General features: G+C 46.3%; 25 protein-coding genes. 22 read left to right on the top strand and 3 right to left on the bottom strand.

Translation table 11 applies throughout. The features are described from left to right. The first annotated feature begins 11 nt into the window (after nucleotides 1-11). From MHI06_RS11590 to MHI06_RS11650, 13 genes are all read left to right on the top strand, one after another. Nucleotides 12-272 carry a stage V sporulation protein S gene (locus tag MHI06_RS11590; protein WP_007430104.1) on the top strand — a complete coding sequence of 87 codons (261 nt, stop codon included), beginning with the start codon at nucleotides 12-14 and terminating at the stop codon, nucleotides 270-272. Between the two features lie 90 nt (nucleotides 273-362). Next, nucleotides 363-1,355 (top strand): dipeptidase, encoded by a 993-nt coding sequence (locus MHI06_RS11595; protein ID WP_340401534.1) that lies wholly within the window; start codon nucleotides 363-365, stop codon nucleotides 1,353-1,355. Nucleotides 1,356-1,548: 193 nt separating this feature from the next. Next, nucleotides 1,549-2,121 (top strand): phosphate propanoyltransferase, encoded by a 573-nt coding sequence (locus tag MHI06_RS11600; RefSeq protein ID WP_062833854.1) that lies wholly within the window; start codon nucleotides 1,549-1,551, stop codon nucleotides 2,119-2,121. 313 nt (nucleotides 2,122-2,434) lie between these two features. Then, nucleotides 2,435-3,991 carry a tRNA (N6-isopentenyl adenosine(37)-C2)-methylthiotransferase MiaB gene (gene miaB, locus MHI06_RS11605; protein ID WP_340401535.1) on the top strand — a complete coding sequence of 519 codons (1,557 nt, stop codon included), beginning with the start codon at nucleotides 2,435-2,437 and terminating at the stop codon, nucleotides 3,989-3,991. 266 nt (nucleotides 3,992-4,257) lie between these two features. Beyond that, complete coding sequence (locus tag MHI06_RS11610; RefSeq protein WP_169478444.1) at nucleotides 4,258-4,707, top strand: YlbF family regulator; 450 nt, start codon at nucleotides 4,258-4,260, stop codon at nucleotides 4,705-4,707. 209 nt (nucleotides 4,708-4,916) lie between these two features. Next, on the top strand, nucleotides 4,917-5,321 hold the full coding sequence (locus tag MHI06_RS11615) for a PaaI family thioesterase (protein ID WP_036609249.1): 405 nt from the start codon (nucleotides 4,917-4,919) through the stop codon (nucleotides 5,319-5,321). Nucleotides 5,322-5,399: 78 nt separating this feature from the next. Further along, the gene (locus MHI06_RS11620; RefSeq protein WP_062833857.1) at nucleotides 5,400-6,203 is read left to right on the top strand and encodes an NUDIX domain-containing protein; all 804 of its coding nucleotides are present in this window, start codon (nucleotides 5,400-5,402) and stop codon (nucleotides 6,201-6,203) included. A gap of 68 nt (nucleotides 6,204-6,271) precedes the next feature. After that, nucleotides 6,272-6,829 (top strand): isochorismatase family cysteine hydrolase, encoded by a 558-nt coding sequence (locus MHI06_RS11625; protein WP_169478442.1) that lies wholly within the window; start codon nucleotides 6,272-6,274, stop codon nucleotides 6,827-6,829. A gap of 196 nt (nucleotides 6,830-7,025) precedes the next feature. Continuing rightward, complete coding sequence (locus MHI06_RS11630) at nucleotides 7,026-8,480, top strand: nicotinate phosphoribosyltransferase (RefSeq protein WP_169478441.1); 1,455 nt, start codon at nucleotides 7,026-7,028, stop codon at nucleotides 8,478-8,480. A 475-nt stretch (nucleotides 8,481-8,955) separates the two neighbouring features. Then, nucleotides 8,956-9,609, top strand: a complete 654-nt coding sequence (locus MHI06_RS11635; protein WP_340401536.1) for a hypothetical protein — start codon at nucleotides 8,956-8,958, stop codon at nucleotides 9,607-9,609. A gap of 119 nt (nucleotides 9,610-9,728) precedes the next feature. Next, nucleotides 9,729-10,748, top strand: coding sequence for an oxidoreductase (locus MHI06_RS11640; protein WP_340401537.1), 1,020 nt, complete (start codon nucleotides 9,729-9,731; stop codon nucleotides 10,746-10,748). A gap of 74 nt (nucleotides 10,749-10,822) precedes the next feature. After that, entirely contained in the window at nucleotides 10,823-11,125 is a 303-nt protein-coding gene (locus MHI06_RS11645; RefSeq protein WP_340401538.1) for a hypothetical protein, read from the top strand. A gap of 28 nt (nucleotides 11,126-11,153) precedes the next feature. Next, nucleotides 11,154-11,378 carry a hypothetical protein gene (locus tag MHI06_RS11650; protein WP_340401539.1) on the top strand — a complete coding sequence of 75 codons (225 nt, stop codon included), beginning with the start codon at nucleotides 11,154-11,156 and terminating at the stop codon, nucleotides 11,376-11,378. Nucleotides 11,379-11,521: 143 nt separating this feature from the next. On the opposite strand, the gene MHI06_RS11655 is transcribed toward MHI06_RS11650, so the two are convergent. Together MHI06_RS11655 and MHI06_RS11660 are read right to left on the bottom strand one after the other, a co-directional pair. Continuing rightward, complete coding sequence (locus MHI06_RS11655) at nucleotides 11,522-13,081, bottom strand: IS1182 family transposase (protein ID WP_340398831.1); 1,560 nt, start codon at nucleotides 13,079-13,081, stop codon at nucleotides 11,522-11,524. A 101-nt stretch (nucleotides 13,082-13,182) separates the two neighbouring features. Beyond that, nucleotides 13,183-13,713, bottom strand: a complete 531-nt coding sequence (locus tag MHI06_RS11660) for a MogA/MoaB family molybdenum cofactor biosynthesis protein (protein ID WP_340401540.1) — start codon at nucleotides 13,711-13,713, stop codon at nucleotides 13,183-13,185. Between the two features lie 169 nt (nucleotides 13,714-13,882). Between MHI06_RS11660 and MHI06_RS11665 the strand changes: the two genes are divergently transcribed. The 9 genes from MHI06_RS11665 to MHI06_RS11705 all read left to right on the top strand — a co-directional run bounded on the left by MHI06_RS11665 (nucleotide 13,883) and on the right by MHI06_RS11705 (nucleotide 21,468). Continuing rightward, a complete protein-coding gene (locus tag MHI06_RS11665; RefSeq protein WP_340401541.1) occupies nucleotides 13,883-15,007 on the top strand; it encodes a GTP-binding protein in 1,125 nt (374 codons plus the stop codon). Nucleotides 15,008-15,080: 73 nt separating this feature from the next. After that, entirely contained in the window at nucleotides 15,081-15,416 is a 336-nt protein-coding gene (locus MHI06_RS11670) for a four-helix bundle copper-binding protein (RefSeq protein ID WP_169478435.1), read from the top strand. Between the two features lie 119 nt (nucleotides 15,417-15,535). After that, entirely contained in the window at nucleotides 15,536-15,670 is a 135-nt protein-coding gene (locus MHI06_RS11675) for a hypothetical protein (RefSeq protein ID WP_340401542.1), read from the top strand. Between the two features lie 280 nt (nucleotides 15,671-15,950). Then, on the top strand, nucleotides 15,951-17,681 hold the full coding sequence (gene argS / locus MHI06_RS11680; protein WP_340401543.1) for an arginine--tRNA ligase: 1,731 nt from the start codon (nucleotides 15,951-15,953) through the stop codon (nucleotides 17,679-17,681). Nucleotides 17,682-17,686: 5 nt separating this feature from the next. Then, complete coding sequence (locus MHI06_RS11685; RefSeq protein WP_340401544.1) at nucleotides 17,687-18,742, top strand: ATP-binding cassette domain-containing protein; 1,056 nt, start codon at nucleotides 17,687-17,689, stop codon at nucleotides 18,740-18,742. Next, the gene (locus MHI06_RS11690) at nucleotides 18,739-19,449 is read left to right on the top strand and encodes a hypothetical protein (RefSeq protein WP_340401545.1); all 711 of its coding nucleotides are present in this window, start codon (nucleotides 18,739-18,741) and stop codon (nucleotides 19,447-19,449) included. The genes MHI06_RS11685 and MHI06_RS11690 overlap by 4 nt, the downstream gene beginning before the upstream one ends. Before the next feature lie 99 nt (nucleotides 19,450-19,548). Then, complete coding sequence (locus tag MHI06_RS11695) at nucleotides 19,549-20,094, top strand: hypothetical protein (protein ID WP_062833868.1); 546 nt, start codon at nucleotides 19,549-19,551, stop codon at nucleotides 20,092-20,094. After that, the gene (locus MHI06_RS11700; protein WP_340401546.1) at nucleotides 20,091-20,717 is read left to right on the top strand and encodes a YdcF family protein; all 627 of its coding nucleotides are present in this window, start codon (nucleotides 20,091-20,093) and stop codon (nucleotides 20,715-20,717) included. Before MHI06_RS11695 ends, MHI06_RS11700 begins: the two co-directional genes overlap by 4 nt. Before the next feature lie 352 nt (nucleotides 20,718-21,069). Further along, the gene (locus MHI06_RS11705) at nucleotides 21,070-21,468 is read left to right on the top strand and encodes a hypothetical protein (protein WP_340401547.1); all 399 of its coding nucleotides are present in this window, start codon (nucleotides 21,070-21,072) and stop codon (nucleotides 21,466-21,468) included. A gap of 571 nt (nucleotides 21,469-22,039) precedes the next feature. Here MHI06_RS11705 and MHI06_RS11710 read toward each other — a convergent pair. Beyond that, the gene (locus tag MHI06_RS11710) at nucleotides 22,040-22,360 is read right to left on the bottom strand and encodes a transposase (RefSeq protein ID WP_340401548.1); all 321 of its coding nucleotides are present in this window, start codon (nucleotides 22,358-22,360) and stop codon (nucleotides 22,040-22,042) included. Between the last annotated feature and the right edge of the window lie 3 nt (nucleotides 22,361-22,363).

Raw genomic sequence — 22,363 nt, forward strand, 5'->3', positions numbered from 1 at the left:
AGGTACTTACCATGGATGTATTAAAAGTTTCAGCAAAGTCCAATCCTAATTCTGTAGCCGGCGCTCTTGCAGGGGTTCTTCGTGAACGTGGAAATGCTGAACTGCAGGCAATTGGAGCGGGAGCACTGAACCAAGCCATCAAAGCGGTAGCAATAGCCCGGGGATTTGTAGCACCAAGCGGAGTTGACCTGATTTGTATTCCAGCTTTTACAGACATTGTGATCGACGGCGAGGACCGAACGGCCATTAAGCTGATTGTGGAGCCCAGATAATACATGCAGTATGCATTGAACCTGTTTACGATGATGTAGACAGGTTTTTTTGCGTTTTTTTTGTAACAAAATATAAAAGGAGGGTTAACGATGTCCTTGTCGGATTGGCGTGTAGCTGATTTACACTGTGATGCACTGAGCAAAATATTGATGCAGCCTGCTCTTTCATTCGAAGATGCTCCACAACTGGATGTGAATTTGCAACGCTTGAAAGACGGTAAAGTAGGCTTGCAGGCTTTCGCCATCTACTTGCCTGAAGTACTTGGCAGTGGCAAGTTTGAACATGTGATGGGGCAATTGGAGATCTATCGTAAGCGTGTAGAGAGAAGCCAGAAGCTGCCTGACGGCACACAGACGTTGTTATGGCGTGAACAGGTGGCTCAGGTGGGTCAAACAGAGGGTCCGTGGGGATTAATCACACTGGAGGGTGTAGACGGTCTGGAAGGCAACCTGTTCTATCTGGAGTTATGTTATCAGATGGGCGTTCGAATTGTTGGACTTACGTGGAACTATTCCAATTGGGCGGCTGATGGAATTATGGAGAAGCGTGGAGCGGGTCTGACCGAGAAGGGAAAGGAACTGGTACGTCGGTGTAACAAAATCGGAATACTGTTAGATGTGTCACATCTGACGGAAAAAGGTTTCTGGGAACTGACTGACTTGAGTGAACGTCCTTTTATCGCTTCCCATTCCAACAGCTATAGCGTATGTCCGCATGTGCGTAATCTGAAAGATGATCAGATTCAGGCCATCATTGCCCGAGAAGGGCGGATCGGACTAACCTTTGTCCCTTGGTTTGTTAAACAGGAAGGGGAAGTGCATATAGAAGACCTGCTACCTCATATCGAGCAGATCTGTTCTCTCGGCGGGCAGCATCATCTGATGATGGGGTCTGATTTTGATGGAATTTCATCGTACATTGAGGGACTCGAACATGCAGGGCATTACCCGAGACTGACGGAAATCCTGCTCAAACATTATGATGAACAATTGGTACGTGGCTGGTTGTGGGGGAATGCCATGAGTTATCTGGGGGAACACTTGCCAGAGAGCAATCCGCAGATGAATGGGGCTTCCTTGTAATAGTGAAGTGCTGTGTGTGACTGAAAGGTTATAATGAATTTTTCCAAATAAAGGCGGGAAATGATGGTGAAATATGTGTATTTCATGAATTTTCACCAGTTCGTTTTCATTTCACTTCAAAAAGGGGTATAATACCATTGGATTGTTAAGAGCCTGAGTACAGGCCATAGATAAACAAGGAGTGAAATTTACGATGAGTAAAACAGTACCTGTGGGCGTATCTGCCCGTCACATTCATGTATCCCAAGAGCACGTTGAAATTTTGTTTGGTAAAGGTTATGAACTGACTGAATTTAAAGCTCTGTCCCAGCCTGGCCAATACGCTGCTAACGAAACTGTAGCGGTAATTGGTTCGAAAGGACAGTTTGATAAAGTGCGTATCCTTGGACCTGTTCGCCCTGAAACGCAACTGGAGATCTCCATGACAGATTCATTTGCCATTGGTGTTAAAGCACCTGTACGTGAATCCGGAAGCATTGAAGGCACACCGGGAATCACGATTAAAGGACCTGCTGGCGAAGTAACAATTGATAAAGGTGTTATCGTTGCTGCTCGTCACATCCACTTCCATACTTCTGACGCTGCTAAATGGGGTATCGAGGACAAACAATTGCTGAAAGTTCGCTTGAGTGGAGATCGTGGTCTGGTACTGGAAAATGTACTGGCTCGTGTATCCGATTCTTTCGCACTGGACATGCATATTGATACAGATGAAGCTAACGCTGCTGGCGCTCGTAATGGCGACACTGCTGAAATCATCGACTAATAACATGAACAGCCTTCAGCCGCGAATTACGCGGTCTGAATAACGTATAAACCTGAGCACAGCCAACGAGGTCGGTTAATTCCAACCCTGATGGCAAGGCTCAGGTTTTTTATTTGTTTTTGGAGAGTTCTTCTGAGCCTTGCAGGTTTCGGATTAGACGAAGGCGCATGTGGTTTGGATGTGGAACTACAGCCCAATTCATGCTATAATTTGCTGTAATGCTCTTTTGCTGTTCCAAGCAAGAAATTCATGTGGAACAGGGATGGATGAACGATTTTTTATTAATAGAGGCTGTAAGGAGTGACCGAAGGAAATGGCTAAAGACTCAAAAAAGGATTACTCCCAATATTTTGATTTCTCCGATGCCAAAGTAATTTCGCAAGATGAATTCAGCAAAAAGATAAGAATCCGGGGCCGTGAGATTAACATCAAATCGGAACCCAATCATCGTCAGGAGAAACAGCGGGGCAAGGAAGACGTCCAGGTGCTTTACGAAAATGCCGTTCCCGATGAACTGAAAAACATAGGGAAAGGCAAACATTATATTGTATATACGTATGGATGTCAGATGAACGAGCATGACTCGGAGACCATCAAAGGTCTGCTTGAGTCTATGGGATATCAGGCTACAGAGGATCGCAAAGAGGCTGATATTATTCTGCTCAATACGTGTGCCATACGGGAAAATGCGGAAGATAAGGTGTTTGGTGAGCTTGGTCACCTGAAAACGCTAAAACTCGAACGTCCGGGATTGTTACTTGGCGTATGCGGGTGTATGTCCCAGGAGGAAGGCGTCGTCAACCGGATCATGCAGAAGCATGGATTTGTGGATATGATCTTCGGTACACATAATGTGCACCGGTTGCCACATCTGATCCAGGAAGCACTATTCAACAAAGAAATGGTTGTTGAAGTATGGTCCAAGGAAGGCGATATTATTGAGAACCTGCCGAAGAAACGTGAGGGTATGCGCGGTTGGGTAAACATTATGTATGGCTGCGACAAGTTTTGTACATATTGCATCGTTCCGTTCACACGGGGCAAAGAACGCAGCCGTCGTCCGGAAGATGTCATTGCCGAAGTACGGGATTTGGCACGCCAGGGATTCAAGGAAATCACCCTGCTTGGTCAAAATGTGAATGCGTACGGCAAAGATTTCACCGACCTGAACTACAGCTTTGGTGATTTAATGGATGCCATCCGCCAAATCGATATTCCGCGAGTACGTTTTACAACCAGTCACCCACGTGACTTTGATGATCGCTTGATTGAAGTGTTGGCCAAGGGCGGAAACCTGGTGGAGCACATTCATCTTCCGGTGCAGTCTGGCAGTTCGGAAGTACTCAAGCGTATGAGCCGCAAGTATAGCCGGGAACACTATTTGAACCTGGCTGGAAAAATTAAAACGGCCATTCCGGAAGTCGTTTTGACAACGGATATTATTGTTGGTTTCCCTGGGGAAACGGAAGAACAATTTGAAGATACACTTTCCCTTGTTCGTGAAGTAGGGTATGATTTTGCTTATACCTTTATCTATTCCCCGCGTGAAGGTACCCCTGCTGCGGTGATGGAGGATAACGTACCGATGGAAGTGAAGAAGGAACGTTTGAAACGCTTGAATGAAACCATCAACGAATACAGCCATCGAAGCAATGAAGAGCAACGCGGCAAAATCGTTGAAGTACTCGTTGAAGGCGAGAGCAAACGGAATTCCGAAGTTCTGGCGGGACGAACCCGCAGCAACAAGCTGGTGCATTTTGAAGGACCCAAAGATTTGATCGGTACTTTCGTACAAGTGGAAATCACCGATCCGATGACTTTTTATATTCGGGGCAACCTGCTCTCTGAGCCGGTAGCTGCCAATCAGTAATACACACACACAAATAAGATGAATGATTTTTTGCACTTAGCGGGGTTACGCCGAGCGTAGCGAAGGTGACGGAATCGATTCTGTAGAAGCGAAGCGTTCGCCTTTGTCTCCGAATTTTAACCTTGAACAATCTCAATCGAAAAAATTCGGAGACAACAGCGATCAAAAGAACGATCCGACACCGCAGCGGTCACTTAGCAGTCGACTGAGCTTAATGCAACATTGAGTTTTCATCTTATATCATCTCATAGAATGGAGCGATTTCAGTGGCGCAGGAAGAAGTGCAGTACAACCATTATGGAATGCCTACCTACGATACGCGCAATCTGGTCATACGCGACGACATTATGGGAAAAGCCAAAGAATTGGCTGATATGCTCGGAACGAGTGAGGAAGTTAGACAGTTTCAACAGGCTGAAACCAAAATTCGGGATCATGAGCGCATCCAGCAATTGATTACAACCATCAAGAAGAAACAAAAAGAGATCGTTGCTTTTGAAAGCTTCAAAAATGTGGAGATGGTCAGCAAAATTGAACAGGAAATTGACGATCTGCAAAGCGAACTGGACAGTATTCCATTGGTTACGGAATTCCAGCAGAGCCAAAGCGATATCAACTACTTGCTTCAGCTTGTGATCTCTGTAATCCGGGATACGGTTTCCGAAAAAGTGAACGTGGAGGCTGGAACGGATTCACCTCCGACCAGTTGCGGTTAAATGACGGAAGGGTGCGGACGCAGTCCGCGCCTTTTTTGACATTACATTATTATCGTTAACATGGGGTGGCTATCGCCAGTACTCGGAATATACTTCCAAGCAAAGCTCCACGATGTGGGGTTATTTTGTGTGGCGCGCTGATTTTTAATGATAAAGGCACATGACATCAAGAGCTTGATACGTACAGTGCAATAAAGGAGAAATGAATAATGAGTATTTTGGACAAAATGGTGGAAGACGGAGACGGACGGTTCTGGGGCTTTCTCGGCTGTCGTTATATTAAAGGAGACGGCAAAGAAGTACAGATCGCGCTGACAGCAGGTGAACATCATACGAACTCCATGGGGATTATTCATGGGGGTGTATTGACTTCACTGATGGACCAGGCGATGGGTATGGTCGCAACAGCAGCAATGGAAGTAGATGGCTGTGTGACAACGAATCTGAACGTTCATTTTCTCGCACCCATGAAACAAGGGGAATTAACGGTTACAGCTACGGTACTGCATCAGGCTGGACGCAGTGTTACGACTCAATCGGAAGTACGTGATGCGTCGGGCACGTTGGGATGCATGGCTACGGCGACATTCCGTATAGCACGTCCAAGAACATAACGCAGGAATCCCGTAGTTGACAAAAGATATTATTATGTCATAATGAAATTATCAAAATGAAAATAGTCGGTGGTGCCCATGAGCGAAAACTACGAACACTTCAATGCAGAGAGCGACGAACAGGCAGCACGTGCCTATAGTTCCAAGAAATATCGTACACCCGATGGTGTTCCTGCGGATATCGTTATGTTCACCTTGACCAAGCGGGAGCGCAAGACGGTGACGAAGACACTTCCCATTCGGGAACTGAAAGTGATGCTGATCAAACGCAAAGGCTGGCCTTTTGCCGGTAGATGGGCATTACCGGGTGGATTCTGTCAGGAGAACGAGTCCATCTATGGTGCAGCAAAGCGTGAACTGATGGAAGAGACAGGTGTGGACGGTGGGCATCTGGAATACTTGAATGTATACAGTCAGCCGGGTCGTGACCCGAGGGGCTGGATTATCTCTCATGCATTTTTCGCACTTGTAGAAGAATGGATGCTGGATCAACGCCAAGCGGCAGATGATGCTGAGGATGTTGGATTGTTCACGATTCAGGAGGCGCTGCAAGAACTGGAGCTGGCCTTTGATCACAGAACAATCATCGAAGATGCTTATCGACGTATTCAACAACAGATGCTGGAAACGACGATTGCTCGTCAGTTCCTACCACGAGATTTTACATTAAGTGAATTATATCAGGTTATTCAAAGTGTTGTACCGGATTTTGAAGAACCAAACTTTATTCGCAAGATCACGTCTACCCGCAGTCGCAAAGGCATTGTGGAAGAAGTACGGGATGAAGAGGGTAATCTGGTGAGTTCTAACCAGTACTCACAGCGTCCGGCGCAGCTATATCGTTTTACAGAACTGGTACCACGCCTATCCATCTATACGTAATAATGTGTAGGTGTGTCAATGTGAATTGAATCAGGATCAACCATTTCTGGGCTAAGGGAGTGTTGACGATGAAAGCACTAATTGTCATTGATTTTACGCAGGATTTTGTGACAGGTTCTTTGCCTGTAGGTCAGCCGGCAGTAGAGATCGAAGAGACGATTGCAGCTGTAACAGAGGCCTATTGTAAGAACAAACATGAGGTAATCATGGCTGTGGATCTGCACGAAGAGAATGACCCGTATCACCCGGAGACTGCGCTTTTCCCACCTCATAACATCCGAAATACAGAGGGAAGACAGTTGTATGGTCGTCTTGCCCAAGTGATGGAGGAACGGAAAACGGATATTCGGTGGATGGATAAGACAAGGTACAGCGCATTCTGTGGGACAGATCTGGAACTCAGACTGCGTGCACGTGGCATTACAGATATTGCACTCATTGGCGTATGTACGGATATTTGTGTATTGCATACGGCAGTGGATGCTTACAATAAAGGTTTTCATATTACGGTATATGAAGATGCTGTGGCCAGCTTCAATCCGGCAGGACATGAGTGGGCGCTCGGACATTTTCGTTCCAGCCTTGGTGCCTCGGTGGTTAAGGCAAGCGAGACGGTCTTGGCGTGATTTAATCAATATTCATGTCTGGTGACCTAATGTTAGGAACCGGATGAATGTGGTGAATGGTGTATAGGGTTGTACGGGAGACTTGTTTTTGTTAATTACGGATGAACAGAATCATGAAGAATAAGTCTCCATATGTTAACCCGTGTCCACAGGTGAAATCTGCGGGCACGAGCGGAAGTCAGAGAGGATGAGACAAATGCAGACGACTAGCCTGGCTTTACATACGGATAAATATCAGATCAATATGATGTACGCCCATTGGGTGAATGGTACACACAAGCGGAAGGCCGTATTTGAAGCCTATTTCCGTAAGCTTCCATTTGGCAATGGATATGCGGTATTTGCCGGATTGGAACGAATTGTGAACTATATCAGCCAGCTTCGGTTTACGATGGACGACATCAAATTTTTATCCAAACAAGAGGAAAATTACGATCCGGTCTTTCTGGAAGAGTTGCTCCAGTTTTCATTTCTGGGGACAATTCATTCGATGAAGGAAGGTGCAATTGTTTTCCCTGACGAACCGCTCATTCGGGTAGAAGGCTCCATTATGGAGACACAATTGGTGGAGACGGCGATACTTAACTTCATGAATTATCAGACGTTGATTGCAACCAAGGCTTCGCGGATCAAACAAGTAGCACAACAGGATACCTTACTCGAATTCGGTACACGGCGTGCACAGGAAGCCGATGCTGCCATCTGGGGCGCACGTGCGTCATATGTGGCAGGATTCCATGCAACGTCCAATATGCTGGCCGGAGAGCGCTTCGGGATTCCAACAGCAGGTACACATGCCCATTCCTGGGTACAGAGCTTTATGAGCGAGCAGGAAGCGTTTGACGTGTATGCTAAAGTGTTGCCTGATCAGGTTACGCTGCTGGTCGATACCTTTGACACGTTGAACAGTGGCGTACCTCACGCCATCAAGACAGCCAAGAAGCTGGAGAGCCAAGGCAAAAAGATGAATGCGATTCGTCTGGACAGTGGTGACCTTGCGTACTTGTCGATTCAGGCACGTCAGATGTTGGATGAGGCTGGCTTGGATTATGTGAAAATTGTGGCATCCAATGATTTGGATGAGAATACGATTTTTAACCTGAAGGCTCAGGGAGCTCGAATTGATACATGGGGTGTCGGCACACAGTTGATTACCGCCTCTGACCAGCCATCTTTGGGTGGAGTATACAAATTGGTAGAGCGTGAAGTGGACGGTGCCATGCTGCCTACGATCAAAATATCTGCCAATCCTGAAAAAGTGTCCACTCCAGGTAAAAAGGAAGTGTTCCGGATCATTGATCCGAAGCATGGCAAGGCGATTGCAGATTATATCTGCTATCCAGAGGAAGAACAGCCGCTACAGGGTGGACCGCTCAAGCTGTTCAACCCGCTACACCCTTATCTGAAAAAGACCGTTACCCGCTACGAAGCGGTCAATATGCTGGAGCCGATCTTTGTGAACGGACGCAAAGTGTATGAGCTGCCTAATTTGGATGAGATTCGGGCGTACCATAAGGAACAGATGAATCTATTCTGGCCTGAATACCAACGGAAGCTCAACCCGGAGATCTATCGTGTGAACATCAGCCCTGCGGCATGGAATATGAAGCAGAAGCTCATTGCAGAACATGTGAAATCCACAGAGGAATAATTCACACATACAATATGCAGAGAGGCATAACCAGTGAGGAGTACTGGTTATGCCTTTTTGAAGATCATAGAATTATACGTTTTCAGCGGAGCTGAACGATTCGATGATTGCAAGAAAAACTTCAGCTAAATGCGGTCTGTCTTCTATGAAAGTATGTCGATAGACTTTTTTCTTATATGATCCTGATGATGTGAATCAGGAGTGTAAGAAATCTCATGGACAGACTGCCCAGGTAGCAGGCTATACTGGAATTTGTCTTGTTCAGTTCAAGAGGTTGTTCAAAATTAGACTTTTGAACACGTATTTAGAGGGAGAAAAGCAGTAATTATTTCTCGGGAAAGCGCAGGAAGCGCCAAATACTGCGTGGTACTGAGACTGGTTTGTTTCTCAGAATTACCCTTGTGCAATGGTCGGAGTGTCCAGTATTGTTTCAATCCCATAGTTGCCGGGGATGAAAGTAAGAGGAGGTGCAGACATGAGATGGATATTAGGACTGGTCTGGATCGCTTTTATTGCCTATGCAGTGTTGTTGGCACCGGGGCAGTCACCTGGAAGTGATCCGATATTCAAAGAACTGATCACATTGCAAAGCAAGGAGCCTTGGTTGCTTACTGTATTTTCGTGGTTAGGTATTTTCCCGGCAGTTTATGCCTGTATGCTGTTAAGAACATCTGTGAAAGAACGAAGTGGCCGTGTACCCGCTTGGCCTTTTGTCTTGTTTTCTTTTGGACTGGGTGCATTTGCCTTGCTTCCTTATTATGCGTGGTCATCATCTGCGCATAGAGCTTCAGGTTACGCAAGCTTACATTTTGGTCGTCAGCGGGAGTCGGGAATTGGACGGGTAACAGCCCACAAGCTGACGCATATAGTTCTTCTGTTGTTAACGCTGGGGACAGCCTTCTATGCAGTGACGCAAGGTCATCCGGATGTATTTATGGACGCGTTCAATCAATCTTCCTTTGTACATATCATGACGATTGATTTTGTTCTACTGACCTTACTTTCCATGATTGCGATATACAGGGATGCTAAAGCGAGTCGACGTTCACCAGCTTGGGCAGCGGCAGGCATCATCCCCATTGTGGGTCCACTGATCTATCTGTTGACGCTAAGGAGAGACAGAGCTTGATCATTAACTAACATCAGGAAGAAGAATCTAATGATAAAAGGTAGCCATTAAGCCTGAATGCGAACAATTCATGTGCTTAATGGAAAAATATATGAAAGTCGAAGAAGGAGTGGCTATCGATGAAAAACCATTTTAACGCATATGTTGTCCGTAAAGAAGAACAGGGCGGTGTCAAAGCTGCTATTGAGCAACTGAAGAAGGAAGATCTACCAAATGGAGATGTAACGATACAGGTGCAGTACTCCAGTGTCAATTATAAAGACGGACTTGCTACCCTTGAAAAGGGCGGTGTCGTTCGTGAATATCCGATGGTACCGGGCATCGATCTGGCAGGAACGGTAGAGGAATCGGTAAGCGGACGTTTTGCACCGGGAGATCGGGTGATCAGTACAGGATTTGAACCAGGCGTATCCCATTACGGAGGGTACAGCGAGTATGCTCGACTGCGCAGTGAATGGCTGGTGCCTCTGCCACCGGGTCTCAGTGAGAAAGAAGCTATGGCGATTGGAACCGCAGGATTTACGGCTGCACTTTCGGTAGATGCGCTGTTACAGGCTGGAGTCACACCGGAGATGGGCAAGGTTCTGGTTACGGGTGCAACAGGTGGCGTTGGCAGTATGGCAGTTGCGATTCTGGCGAAGCTTGGTTTCGAAGTAACAGCCAGCACAGGCAAGAAGGAGCAGGAAGAGCCATTGCTTCGAAACTTGGGGGCATCAGAGGTTATAACTCGTGAAGAAGCTGATGCTCCAGCTAAAGGAGCCATGGGGAAACAGTTATGGGCGGGAGTGGTTGATCCAACAGGAGGCCCGGCACTCGCGGAGCGATTGAAACAGATTCAATACGGAGGTGCGGTTGCGGTATCCGGGTTAACCGGAGGCACAGCTTTTGAATCTACGGTACTTCCGTTTATTTTACGTGGTATCCAGCTTATTGGTATAGATTCTGTATATTGTCCGATGGAACGGCGGGAACAGGTATGGAAACTGCTCGGCGGAGAATGGAAACCGGAGCGTGCGTTGGAACTGGGAATACGGGAAATTTCCTTAGACCAGTTGCCTCATACACTGGAGACGATACTCCAAGGTGGTGCAGTAGGTCGGACCGTGGTCCATACGATATCAGATCTGCCAGCCGAATAAGATTCTTTGTGCTTAGACATGCTAATTCTACCTGAATGGGTCACAGTACACGTGGCTGGAAAGGAAGGATTGGCATGTGGTTTGGTAGAGAAGACCGAAGTCTGGTAGGAAGAACAATCAAGTCGGTACTAGTAAGTGCAATGTTGATCACGAGTATCTGGTCCCTGGTGGCTTGTTCAGCATCATCCATTGAACAGGAGCGAAAGGTCTATACGCGTGAAGCGACGAATGAAGGAAATGTGCGGGCACAGAGTCAAGGACATGGATTAAACGGTGCATTGGTGAATGAGATCAGTAAGAGTTTTGAAGCAAAGGGCATCCAGCTGATGAATAACATGTCTGCCGATGACGATCATGGTGGGATCTCTTATATGTAACTTGTTGAATGGAAGTGGCAGACACATTGTGAAGGTCCATATTTTCAGTGATAAGACAGCACGGGATGCCGGTATGAAACAAATGTATAGTGAGAATGGTGATGCGGCTGTCTTGGAGAATGTGCTTGGCCGGACAACGATTCGCAGCAAAGATTACGTTTCACTGGTGTATACGGCTTCTGGTGGGGAAAAGGATGAGTATGAGCAGGACGTTATGCAGGTGTTCCAACATGTGTTGGAGCAATTAAGGTAGGAGAAGATGGGAGCACCAAACCTTTCAATTCGTACCGTACAGCTGTAAATAAACCCGAAAAGGGGCTGTCTCAAAAGCCCTTGAAAAAAGTATAGGCAAAAAGAAATACCACGCATACGTTCAAAAAAGGACAAAGCAGAGGTTTATTCTGCTTTGTCCTTTTTGCGTTTTTCTGTCAATGTGGCTTTTTTGAGTAGATTGTGGGCAAGGCAAAGCCACCCAACCTCCAGGCTCACTTTTTGCAAGCCGCGAAGCAGGAATCTTCGGAATCCCCGGTTATTTTTAATTTGTCCAAACACACTCTCAGGCTCCGTCATGCGCCGAACTGAAAGGGTATATCCTTCCTCACTACGTAACCGTTCCCGCATCTCGTTTTTTTGACGCATATAGGTAAGACTGACGGTAATCTCCCGATTGCCTTTCGCTGTTGTGCATTTGGTTTTCAGGGGACATTCGCTACAGTCTGCACTTCGATAATGGCGGGTTCGAATCGCGTAGCCACTCTCCGTGACCGCCTGACTTTCATACCGGAATGGTAACGTTTGCCCTGCCGCACAGGTCCATGTATCTTCGGTTTCGTTGTAGCTCCAGTGGTCCACTTTGCCCAGCGCTTGCTTCCATGCCCTCGTTTTCTCTTTATGGTATGTTCCGTATTTGACGATGCCGTGGATGTTTTTTTCTTCCAAATAGCTGTAATTTTCTTCGCTTCCATACCCGGCATCGGCAATGACGGTTTTCACTCTTTTACCAAGCTGCTCTTCCAGATGATCCAGGTGCGGTTTCAGACATTTGGTGTCCGTGGGCCGCTGGTGTACACTGTAGCCCAATACAAACTGGTTTTCCGTTCCGATTTGTACATTGTATCCAGGCTTTAGTTGACCATTTCGCATGTGGTCTTCTTTCATTCGCATGAACGTCGCATCTGGATCGGTTTTGCTGTAACTGCCCCGCTCACCAGCAGTTTGGATCTGATGCTCATACTTTTGCAACCGGGGCAGGAAGTCTTTGCACAACTGTCGCACCGCTTTTTTTAATGTTTTGCTCTTCGGTTTTTCGCTTAGCTTTTCCTCCAATTGCTTGACGGCTTGTTCCAGTTTTTCCGCAGTGAGAGCCGAGACTTCGCCAAGTTCAGGCAGGTCGGTTCCGGTGTGGAGGGTATCTTCTTCGTTTTCCGCTTCTTCGATGGCTTGAAACAAGGTATGTACTTTTTCTTGCAGCTTGGCCTGGTGCTTGACGACGGCTTTTTTCCACACAAAGGTGTAGCGATTCGCATTCGCTTCAAGCTTGGTTCCGTCCAAAAAATAGTGATCCAAGGACACGTATTGCTCCTGAACCAACAGCTCCAGCACATGGGTAAACACAGTTTCCAAGACCTCTTTCATCCGCTCGGAACGAAAGCGATTAATGGTCCGGAAATCCGGTTGTTGCCGCCCGGCTATCCACATGAACATGATATTTTCGCGAACCGCCTTGGCAATTTGCCGGGAAGAATAGATGCGCTGGGTGTAGGCGTAGATGATGATTTTGGTGAGCATTTTGGGATGATAGCTATGGCGACCCCCGCCAGGATACGCCGAGTTAAAAATGGAATCGCTGAGGCGATTGATTGCGTTATTCACAACACGAACGAGGTGATTTTTGGGGATATCTGTCTCCAAATCCATTGGCAAGAAAAGTTGATCCATGGTATATTGAATGTACAAAGAAACCGTCTCCTTTCAAATGGTGGGTCGCACTTCCATTTTACCAAGGAACGGTTTCTTTTTGTTTTACAATTTTGAAAACAGAGCTGTCTCTAGCCATTTTATGACTTATGGGACAGCCCCTTATATATTTCACGCATGACATGCCGCAGTTCAGGCAAAATGAGTTTTTCCATGGCCAATTTGACAGCTCCTTTGGAGCCCGGCATGGAGAAGACGGCTGTGCGTCCAATCGTTCCGGCGACGGCTCTGCTCAGGATGGCAGCGGAACCGATATCCTCGGTGTAACTCAGAAAACGGAAGATCTCACCGAAGCCCGGCAGTTCCTTGTCGAGCAGTGAGGACACCGCTTCGTAGGTCGTATCTCGGGGTGCAATCCCTGTTCCGCCACTGAGCAGCACGGCTTCGATATCATCACGAACGGCTGCATCTTGCAGGATGCTTCGAATGTTCTCCGTTTCATCTGGCGTAATGATGTATTCAACAATCTGATAACCTGCTTCATTCAGAAGCTGATGCATGAGCTGGCCGCTGGTATCGGTGTCTTTGGTGCGTGTGTCCGACACCGTAACAATCATGCACGATACCGTGTCAGGAGCTTCCTGGCGATGTTGTTCCACTGAATTGGTCATGAAACTTCCTCCTTCAATCAACATGTCCTCATAGCATAGACCATCCGTTAGAATCAGGCAATGTACTGGGGAAGAGTTGAACGTTATTGCACAACGAATGCAGGTGGTGTACACTCGCTAGATATAGATAGACTAGGTTACAAGAGGATAATCAGAGAGGTGTTTAAGCATGAACGAAACGATTTTAAAAGAAAAATCCATACCTGTATATATACTGTCAGGCTTTTTGGGAAGTGGCAAAACAACACTGCTTGTTCAGTTGATCGAACATTGGCAACAGCAGGGATTGCTTCCCGCAGTAGTGATGAATGAGTTGGGCGAAGTTAATTTGGATGGTCAGATTGTGGATTCCACCGTTCCGATGACGGAGATGTTAGGTGGATGTATTTGTTGTACCGTACGTGGCGACTTGGGATTGCAGCTTGCTGAACTTGTTCAGGAGGAATCCCCGGATGTGATCATCATAGAAGCAACGGGTGCGGCAAATCCAATGGAAATTTTGGATGCGGTCACCGAGACTTCACTCTACATGCGATTGGAACTGAAAAGCCTCATTACCGTTGTGGATGCAGCGCATCTATCTGGATTGTACCAGGAGCAGAAGGGGCAGACCTTCAAACTGATGCAGGAGCAGATTCGTTGTGCGTCTGTGCTTCTCTTGAACAAAACAGATCGGGTGAGTGCACAGGAACTGCAAGATTTGGAGCAGCTTTTGGCAAAATGGAATGGCTTCGCACCTGTAATACCTACGGTCAAATGTGCGGTGGAGATGGATCTGTTGCTTCGCAGCGGGGCAGACGTGCACGTCCATGACTCAGCTTCTGAAGCAGGTAAGCATGCTCACCAAGAGCATCATGTGCATTCGGAAGCCTGTGGCGCATATGGATGCAGTCATGGACATGAACATGAACATACACATCATACAGTCCAAGATGATGCTCCGAATGCTGACGCATCCCATAGCCATATTCATGACCATTCTCATGAGCATTCCGCTCCTCATGCATCACATGAACATGTCATGGTGTATACACATTATTTCAGTCATCCGGTGAACAGCGAAGCGTTTGAACAATTTGTATCCGCATTGCCACGGGATGTATATCGAGCGAAAGGCATTTTATCCTTTAGCGACACGGCGAGCCGCTTCTGGTTCCAGTATGCTTACCGTGAATCGGATTATATGAAGATCACACCTCAGGGAGATGTCCCTAATGTGGCTGTGTTTATAGGTGAACATTTTGACCAAACTGTCATTCGTGACCAATTACTGGAATTGGAAGCGATAAAGTAGGCTAGATGATTCAATGTTCCTCCGTACTGGGTATTAAGAAGCATAGCAAACTTTGCCTGGGAGGTAACTTTAAATGACACAACAACAATATCAACAATGTATCGATGCTTGCCTGGAGTGTATGAATGCTTGCAACGTATGTTACATATCGAGCTTGAAAGAATATGATCTGGCGATGCTGCGTGATTGCATTCGTTTGAATCGGGAATGTGCGGAGATTTGCAGTTTTGCTGCACAAGCGATGACACGTGGAAGTGATTTCATTGCCGAAATATGCGAATTGTGTGTGAAAGCTTGTGAAGCTTGTGCCGCAGAGTGTGGTAAACACCAGCATAGTCATTGCCAAGCGTGTGCAGAGGCGTGCCGCAGATGTGCAGAAGCTTGCCGGTTGATGGCAGTCGTAGCGTAAATATCATTTCTCCGGAATATATAATTAAAACGGATAATATGTTGGTCCCCTAAGGAAAGCAACGAACACAGGCATCTGAGACGATGTGCCTATATGTTGCCTTCAGTAGGGGATTTTTAATGCAGGTTGCCAAGTCTGATTATGGTATGTATAATGATGGCAATGAATTGAAACGAAGAATATCAATGATCGGGAGAGTAGCCAGATCCATACATGACAGCGAGCCGGGAGAGGTGGAAGCCGGTATGACATGACCTGAGTGAAACGCACCCGTGAGATGGTTATCCGAAAAGATATATACATCCTGATCGTGGATGTACGATATCTGTCTGAGGGTAACTCGGCTTGCGACCGTTATACGCATCGAGCGGAGCAGGTTCTACTGGCATGCATGTTGATGCACATCAGGAGTAACTGTTCACTTAGAGTGGTACCGCGGGAACTGTTAAGTCAGCTCTCGTCTCTTATTTAGAGACGAGAGCTTTTTTTTGTGTTTATTTTCAGCCAATAATGAATGGATAAGGAGTGTTCGACATGTTGATGAAGCAGGCTGCAGCCGATATTGCCCCTTTAACGGGATTGAATGAAAAAGAGGTTATGAGATTACTGGAGGTCCCACCGCAGGCGGATATGGGGGATGCAGCATTCCCTTGTTTTGTATTGGCGAAGTCATTAAAAAAAGCACCCGCAGTCATTGCGACCGAGCTCGCAACTGGATTGCAGGCCTCTGGAATTGAAGCGACTCCTGCCGGGCCGTATGTAAATATCCGTTTCAATCGGGAGAAGCTCGCGCCGAATCTGCTAAAAGAACTGGGGGATGCCACATTCGGTAAGCTTCAACTTGGTCAAGGTTCACGTGTCGTGATTGATATGTCTTCCCCTAACATCGCAAAACCCTTCGGAATCGGACATTTGCGTTCTACTGTAATTGGTGCAGCACTGTATCGGTTGTATAACGAAGCGGGTTATACCTCCGTAAGCGTGAATCATCTGGGAGATTGGGGCACCCAGTTTGGCAAGCAGATCACAGCGTACAAACGGTGGGTTAATGAGGAAGCCTTGCAGGCAGACCCGATCCGTGCGTCCCTGGAGCTTTATGTCCGCTTCCATGATGAGGCGGAGAACGATCCTTCACTGGAGATTGAGGCACGGGACTGGTTCCGCAAGCTGGAGCAAGGGGATGAAGAAGCACAGCGGTTATGGTCGTTCTTTGTGGAAGTAAGCATGAAGGAATTCAACAAGATGTATGAACGTCTGAATGTACAATTCGACCATACGCTGGGGGAGAGCTTTTACAATGACAAGATGGGCGCGGTGGTTGAAGAACTCAAGGCGAAAGGTTTACTTGAAGATAGTGATGGAGCGCTTGTGGTACGTCTGGAGGACGAGAACATGCCTCCGTGTCTCATTATCAAAAAAGACGGCACAACAATCTACCCTACACGGGATTTGGCTACAGCGGTCTATCGTCATGAGGTGATGAAGGCAGATCGGTTGTTATATGTGGTCGGAGGCGAGCAGAAGCTTCATTTCCGTCAGGTATTTGCAGTCCTAGCCCGGATGGGGCATGAATGGTCTGCGAAGTGTGAACATATCCCGTTTGGATTAATGCGTTTTGAGGGACGGAAAATGTCTACGCGTCGGGGTAAAGTTGTCTTTTTACAGGAAGTATTGGATGAGGCGGTTGCTCGTGCACTACAGATTATTCAGGAGAAAAACCCGAATCTGGAGAACCCTCAGAAGGTGGCCGAGGCGGTCGGTGTTGGTGCCATTATCTTCGGTGATCTGCGTAATAATCGGCTTAATGACGTGGACTTCTCATTGGAAGATGCGGTGAGTTTTGAAGGGGAGACCGGACCTTATGTACAATATACGCATGCTCGGATTCAAAGTGTACTTGCCAAAGCTGAAGAGGCGATCCGTGTGGAAAATGAAAATCCTTTGAGTAACCCCAGCCTTGCGCATGGTAAGAATGACACAGTGACCACTCCATCCCATATCGGAGATAACTCATGGGTCTTGCTGAAATTGCTGACTGATTATCCCGAGTATCTGGAAAAAGCAATTCATCGGAATGAGCCTTCGGTCATTGCCAAATATACAATAAATGTCGCTCAAGCGTTCAACCGCTTCTATCACGCTGAACGGATTGCAGATGCGCCATCCGATGTAAGATCTTTCCGGGTGGCCTTGGCTGAACGGACTGCCGAACGCCTCGCGCACAGTCTGTATTTGCTTGGTGTGCAGGCTCCGGAACGGATGTGATCCCAATGACATGGAGTACACGTGGTCTTTTCAAGAAGTCCGATCAAGCTACACTAGACTCATCAGGTCGAGGTATAGTGCTTCAACAAGTGAGCAAGCGATTAGGTACTGCTCAGGTGCTGAATCAAATTAAACTGGAAGTGAAGCAGGGCGAATGTGCTGTGCTTGTTGGCAGAAACGGTTCTGGCAAAAGCACGTTGCTACGTATATTGGCGGGCAGTTTGTTACCTGATACAGGATCGATCCAGCGCACAATGAAGGGTTCTGATGGATATGCAGTAGATGGCCTGCCACGGTTACCCTTTACCGCTGGAGAGTACTTGTGGGACATGGGACGGATTCGGGGCATCCGCCCCGAAATACTGCGTGAGCGGATTAGAGAACTTAGTGAACTTTTATATCTGGATACCGCGATCGATCAGAAGTTACCCTTATTATCCAAGGGCACATTGCAAAAAGTAAATTTGATTCAGGCCCTGTTACCTGGACCGGGTGGTCTTTTGCTGCTGGATGAACCGTTGTCAGGCTTGGATATCCCAGCTCAAGAGGCAATTGTATCCTTATTGGGACAATGGAAGGTTGAAGGAACATCCATCGTTACAGCTTGCCATGAACCATTGCTTATTGAACGTTTGGCAGACCAAGTGATGGTATTGCAGAAAGGTCGCGTACTCCGCTACTGGAGTCGTGAGGATTTATTACAAGCCGGCGAGCCAGTTGTACATATTCAAAGTCTGACGGAAACTGAAGAGGATTTGGCTAACGATCCATCCATTTTAAAACAATCGGGAGTGCTGTCTTTAGTTCGTAATACAAGCTCGGAAAAATCAAATTCTTGGTTGTGGGATTGGAAAGTGGTTCCGAAATCAACAGATGATGTTCTCAGAATGATTCTGGCATCCGGAGGTTCGGTTGTGTCTGTACAACAGGAAGAAAGTCAATTACATATGGAAAGTCTGCTGGAAGGACAACATCCAGCTGCACATGCGAGTCGTAGAGGTGTCATTGAATCTGTGGGCTTAGGCTCTTTCATGGAAGATGAGGGGGGAGAAGTCCAATGATCTATCTAACCCGATATATGTTAAGGCATCACATCCGCTCACAGAAATATTTTGCACCGGTCATCTTTTATATCATTACCATGTTGCTGATCTATTCCTACAAACCTAATCCTATTGCGGACAGTTACAGTGTCACGGCGATGCTGTTATTTCTGGCAGCTGCTTGGCTCGGAGTAATGGTGATGAATACGGAACCTGCGAGGCAGTATCACCTGCTTGTCCTTCATGCAGGAAGCAGACGTAAGGTTGCAATGGGCCAATTCATCTGTGCCTGGATAATGCAATTCATACTCACCGCAATCACTGTGCTGTATCCCGTGTTCGCGGGGATGTTCGATAGACAGCCCACAGGTGAGGAGTGGATGATGGCTTGGTTAGGACATCTGGGGCTATCACTGCTGGGATTAGGTATCGGTGTATTTTTTCAAAAATCATACATTCCCATGCTCAGTCGTAGTATGCCGGCCCTCATTATTGTACTATTACTATCATTTATCCAGGGTTCCGTAAGTGAACGTCTACCTGATTCGTTACAATGGCTTGGCCGTATTCTGCCACCAGCCTTTTATCAGGTTCGTGAGATGATGTTATTCGATGAATCAAAAATGAGCTCCTTTGTTTCGGTTACGCTATGGACTGTGCTCTATGCATCTGGGTTACTAATCATCCATGTGTGGCTGTCCGGAAGAAGAGATTTACGGAGTTAGAAGCCGCGCTTCCCGATAACTTGAATGTTGCTCTTGGTTTGGTTAGGATAGAGGGACATGGAATGGATAACATGGTACGGTTGAAGGGGGCGCTCGCATATGCAAAATACAGACATCCAGAATGGTGACATGCTGGACAGCGAACACTCCAGGGAATTGTTTGCCTATTACGGATTGGCCGTGTACTATGGTCAGGCGCTTGAACAGCAACTGGTCAATCTGATTTTATTAATGAAAATGTCTCAGGGCAAGGCCGTGTCTGAAGAGGATCTGGAAGATCTGTACGAACGAAAGATGAGCAGTTCATTGGGGCAACTCATCCATGAGGTACGCCATCATTTTACCTTTTCTGAGGAAGAGACTCACCAATTGAATGAATTGTGGCAGCAACGTAATCGTATCGTACATCACTACTTCAAGGAACGAATCCATGAGACGTTCAGTCCGGAAGGACGATCACGCATGATTAAGGAATTGGAGGATTTCAAAGACCGCGCTCAGGAGCTGGAGATCAGTCTTCAGCAATATACGGGTGCCTGGATTGCAGAGCTTGGTCTGGATGCCGAATCCGCAGCAGCTTTGCAAACGCTGGAACGTATGCATGCCGAGAGCATGCACGCAAGGGCTTTGGAAGAGAATGAATGAAAAGCAAACGGAAACCGAAACGCTGGATTGTAATCACGGCTCTAGCTATAGTATTGCTTGGAATTCTATGGACTGTGGTTACGGCAGTGCGTATATCAGCATATACGGATGAGGATTCGTCCAGGATATCGGATGCAGCGATCATTCTGGGTGCAGCCGTGGAGGGAGATAACCCTTCACCTGTATTTCGTGAACGTATTGAACATGGGATTGAATTATACCGTCAGGGTACCGTTCGAAACCTGCTTTTTACAGGCGGGTCAAGTGGTGATGGAGAGCATACGGAAGCTGAAGTTGGTCGGAAGTATGCTATTGCCCATGGCGTAGATCCAGCGGACATTCGCGTAGAGACCGAATCTCGAATCACCGAGGAGAATCTGATCCATTCAATTCCAATAGGTGAACAGGCCGATTATGAAACGTATACGATTGTGAGTGATCCTTTACATATGAAACGGGCCATGAAGCTGGCTGCTGGACTGGGTATGGATGCTGTACCCTCTCCGACACGTACAACGGCTTACCGAACTTGGCGCAGCAAGTTTCCTTTTCTCGCAAGAGAGACCGTGATGTACATGGGGTATACGATCAAAGGATGGATAGACAGTCCGCAGCAGCCATGAAGGTTGCGCGCGGATTGTTTTTTTTGTCTGAGCGAAATACACAGTATCGGAGCATAGCTCCAGATAAAAATAAAAAACCGATCTGCACTGCAAACTGTGGTCATACCCCTGTCAAGTAGACAGATGAAAAAAAGCTATGCTGCCAGCGCGCATCGATATTCAATCGGTGCGCGTTGTTTGAGTTTGGCTTGAAAGCGTCGGTAGTCATATCAAGACGCTGGGAAAAGTATAAAAGAAAGAATACTGTATACTCTAGATACCACTACAGGTAGAATGAGAAAAAGCGAAATTGATCCGAAATTAAATGAAATTGTTTATGTCGACTGAGATTTGGAGGTGTCAATAGTATATTATGATAAATGAAGAATTAATTCTAAACACATTTAAGGATTCTTGGGTATATAATAGGATTATAAAAGTAGTTTATGGTGTTGAGGAAGATTTTTACAATAATTTTGTTGGGAATCTTGATCTGACTTTCAAAGTAACTCTTTTAAGTTCAATGGAACCTTTTAAACTAAAAATTCGCTATCATGAAATAAATGATCTGACAATTCACAAAGCCTTAACTTTTCCATTAACCAAAGGTCTGATTATTCGAGATTTGAAAAAAGAAGGGATTGTAAGTTGGCAAGAATACCATGTACATGATGATAGCGGGTACGGTGAAAACGATGGATTTCAATTCATTGATTTCTATTGTAAGGCTATTGAAGTAATTTCTGTGAAAAAATTCTATGAATTAGATTAAGTGTGTTTAAAGAAGAATAGGCACTGTTGAGATAATAGATAAAACTAATTCAGAGCACACTATAATACAAGGAACGATTTTTAAGAAAATAGCATGTAAGTTCTAAATTTTACCAGGCATTCATCAACTAGTTAGAAATGTAGATTACAAATCGCCTGTTCCTCTATCTGATGATCTTAAAGAGGTGTTGGAAAGAAATAATATTAAAGGGGTTCAATTTACTTAGAGTTAAAAACCTTGACTGGCTTTACGCCTTTCTGGTCATACCCCTGTCAAGTAGACAGATGAAAAAAGCTATGCTGCCAGCGTCATCGATATTCAATCGGTGCGCGTTGTTTGAGTTTGGCTTGAAAGCGTCGGTAGTTGTAATTGTACAAGTAATCTTCCACGGCTTGTCGAATCTCGGCTTCTGAATTACACTGGTTAAGGTACAGCTTCTCTGTTTTGAGATGCGAAAAGAAAGATTCGATGCACGCGTTACTGGAACGGGGGATTCCTGTAATCGATAATAGGCGTGTAATGCCATGCGAGCAGCGCAATTCGTCTATGATATCGTAGTTCTCCCGTTGGCTCAGTGCTTCTCCTTTACTAGATTTGGAGACCGCTTTTTTAAATAATCTACCTGTGCTTGAAGGTAGTCCCGTTCTTCTTCTACACTGCTAAAGGCAGTACGAGGCCGTCCTTTCAGTGGATTCGGAACATTGTTTTTTCGCTCATCGAACGTTTCCCCGTTTATCCATTTTTTTACCCACACCTTCAGTTGTGAACAGTTTCTAATTCCATCGCGATCAGCGACCACCTTGTAGCTTGAAGAACCTTCGACATAGGATCTAACCGCATTCAATTTAAATTCTTCGGTATACGTGTGAAATGTTTGTCCTTTTTTGGCCATAAA

Origin of the sequence: Paenibacillus sp. FSL H8-0079 (genome assembly GCF_037991315.1) — a bacterium.
Classification (GTDB): domain Bacteria; phylum Bacillota; class Bacilli; order Paenibacillales; family Paenibacillaceae; genus Paenibacillus.

What these genes read in the sequence shown, in the direction of transcription:
- MHI06_RS11630 (WP_169478441.1), top strand. Translation starts at nt 7,026, where the DNA reads ATGCAGACGACTAGCCTGGCTTTACATACGGATAAATATCAGATCAAT.
- MHI06_RS11710 (WP_340401548.1), bottom strand. Translation starts at nt 22,360, where the DNA reads ATGGCCAAAAAAGGACAAACATTTCACACGTATACCGAAGAATTTAAA.
- MHI06_RS11695 (WP_062833868.1), top strand. Translation starts at nt 19,549, where the DNA reads ATGCAAAATACAGACATCCAGAATGGTGACATGCTGGACAGCGAACAC.
- argS (WP_340401543.1), top strand. Translation starts at nt 15,951, where the DNA reads ATGTTGATGAAGCAGGCTGCAGCCGATATTGCCCCTTTAACGGGATTG.
- MHI06_RS11615 (WP_036609249.1), top strand. Translation starts at nt 4,917, where the DNA reads ATGAGTATTTTGGACAAAATGGTGGAAGACGGAGACGGACGGTTCTGG.
- MHI06_RS11670 (WP_169478435.1), top strand. Translation starts at nt 15,081, where the DNA reads ATGACACAACAACAATATCAACAATGTATCGATGCTTGCCTGGAGTGT.
- MHI06_RS11660 (WP_340401540.1), bottom strand. Translation starts at nt 13,713, where the DNA reads ATGACCAATTCAGTGGAACAACATCGCCAGGAAGCTCCTGACACGGTA.
- miaB (WP_340401535.1), top strand. Translation starts at nt 2,435, where the DNA reads ATGGCTAAAGACTCAAAAAAGGATTACTCCCAATATTTTGATTTCTCC.
- MHI06_RS11645 (WP_340401538.1), top strand. Translation starts at nt 10,823, where the DNA reads ATGTGGTTTGGTAGAGAAGACCGAAGTCTGGTAGGAAGAACAATCAAG.
- MHI06_RS11595 (WP_340401534.1), top strand. Translation starts at nt 363, where the DNA reads ATGTCCTTGTCGGATTGGCGTGTAGCTGATTTACACTGTGATGCACTG.
- MHI06_RS11635 (WP_340401536.1), top strand. Translation starts at nt 8,956, where the DNA reads ATGAGATGGATATTAGGACTGGTCTGGATCGCTTTTATTGCCTATGCA.
- MHI06_RS11600 (WP_062833854.1), top strand. Translation starts at nt 1,549, where the DNA reads ATGAGTAAAACAGTACCTGTGGGCGTATCTGCCCGTCACATTCATGTA.
- MHI06_RS11690 (WP_340401545.1), top strand. Translation starts at nt 18,739, where the DNA reads ATGATCTATCTAACCCGATATATGTTAAGGCATCACATCCGCTCACAG.
- MHI06_RS11665 (WP_340401541.1), top strand. Translation starts at nt 13,883, where the DNA reads ATGAACGAAACGATTTTAAAAGAAAAATCCATACCTGTATATATACTG.
- MHI06_RS11705 (WP_340401547.1), top strand. Translation starts at nt 21,070, where the DNA reads ATGATAAATGAAGAATTAATTCTAAACACATTTAAGGATTCTTGGGTA.
- MHI06_RS11700 (WP_340401546.1), top strand. Translation starts at nt 20,091, where the DNA reads ATGAAAAGCAAACGGAAACCGAAACGCTGGATTGTAATCACGGCTCTA.
- MHI06_RS11625 (WP_169478442.1), top strand. Translation starts at nt 6,272, where the DNA reads ATGAAAGCACTAATTGTCATTGATTTTACGCAGGATTTTGTGACAGGT.
- MHI06_RS11640 (WP_340401537.1), top strand. Translation starts at nt 9,729, where the DNA reads ATGAAAAACCATTTTAACGCATATGTTGTCCGTAAAGAAGAACAGGGC.
- MHI06_RS11590 (WP_007430104.1), top strand. Translation starts at nt 12, where the DNA reads ATGGATGTATTAAAAGTTTCAGCAAAGTCCAATCCTAATTCTGTAGCC.
- MHI06_RS11620 (WP_062833857.1), top strand. Translation starts at nt 5,400, where the DNA reads ATGAGCGAAAACTACGAACACTTCAATGCAGAGAGCGACGAACAGGCA.
- MHI06_RS11685 (WP_340401544.1), top strand. Translation starts at nt 17,687, where the DNA reads ATGACATGGAGTACACGTGGTCTTTTCAAGAAGTCCGATCAAGCTACA.
- MHI06_RS11675 (WP_340401542.1), top strand. Translation starts at nt 15,536, where the DNA reads ATGCAGGTTGCCAAGTCTGATTATGGTATGTATAATGATGGCAATGAA.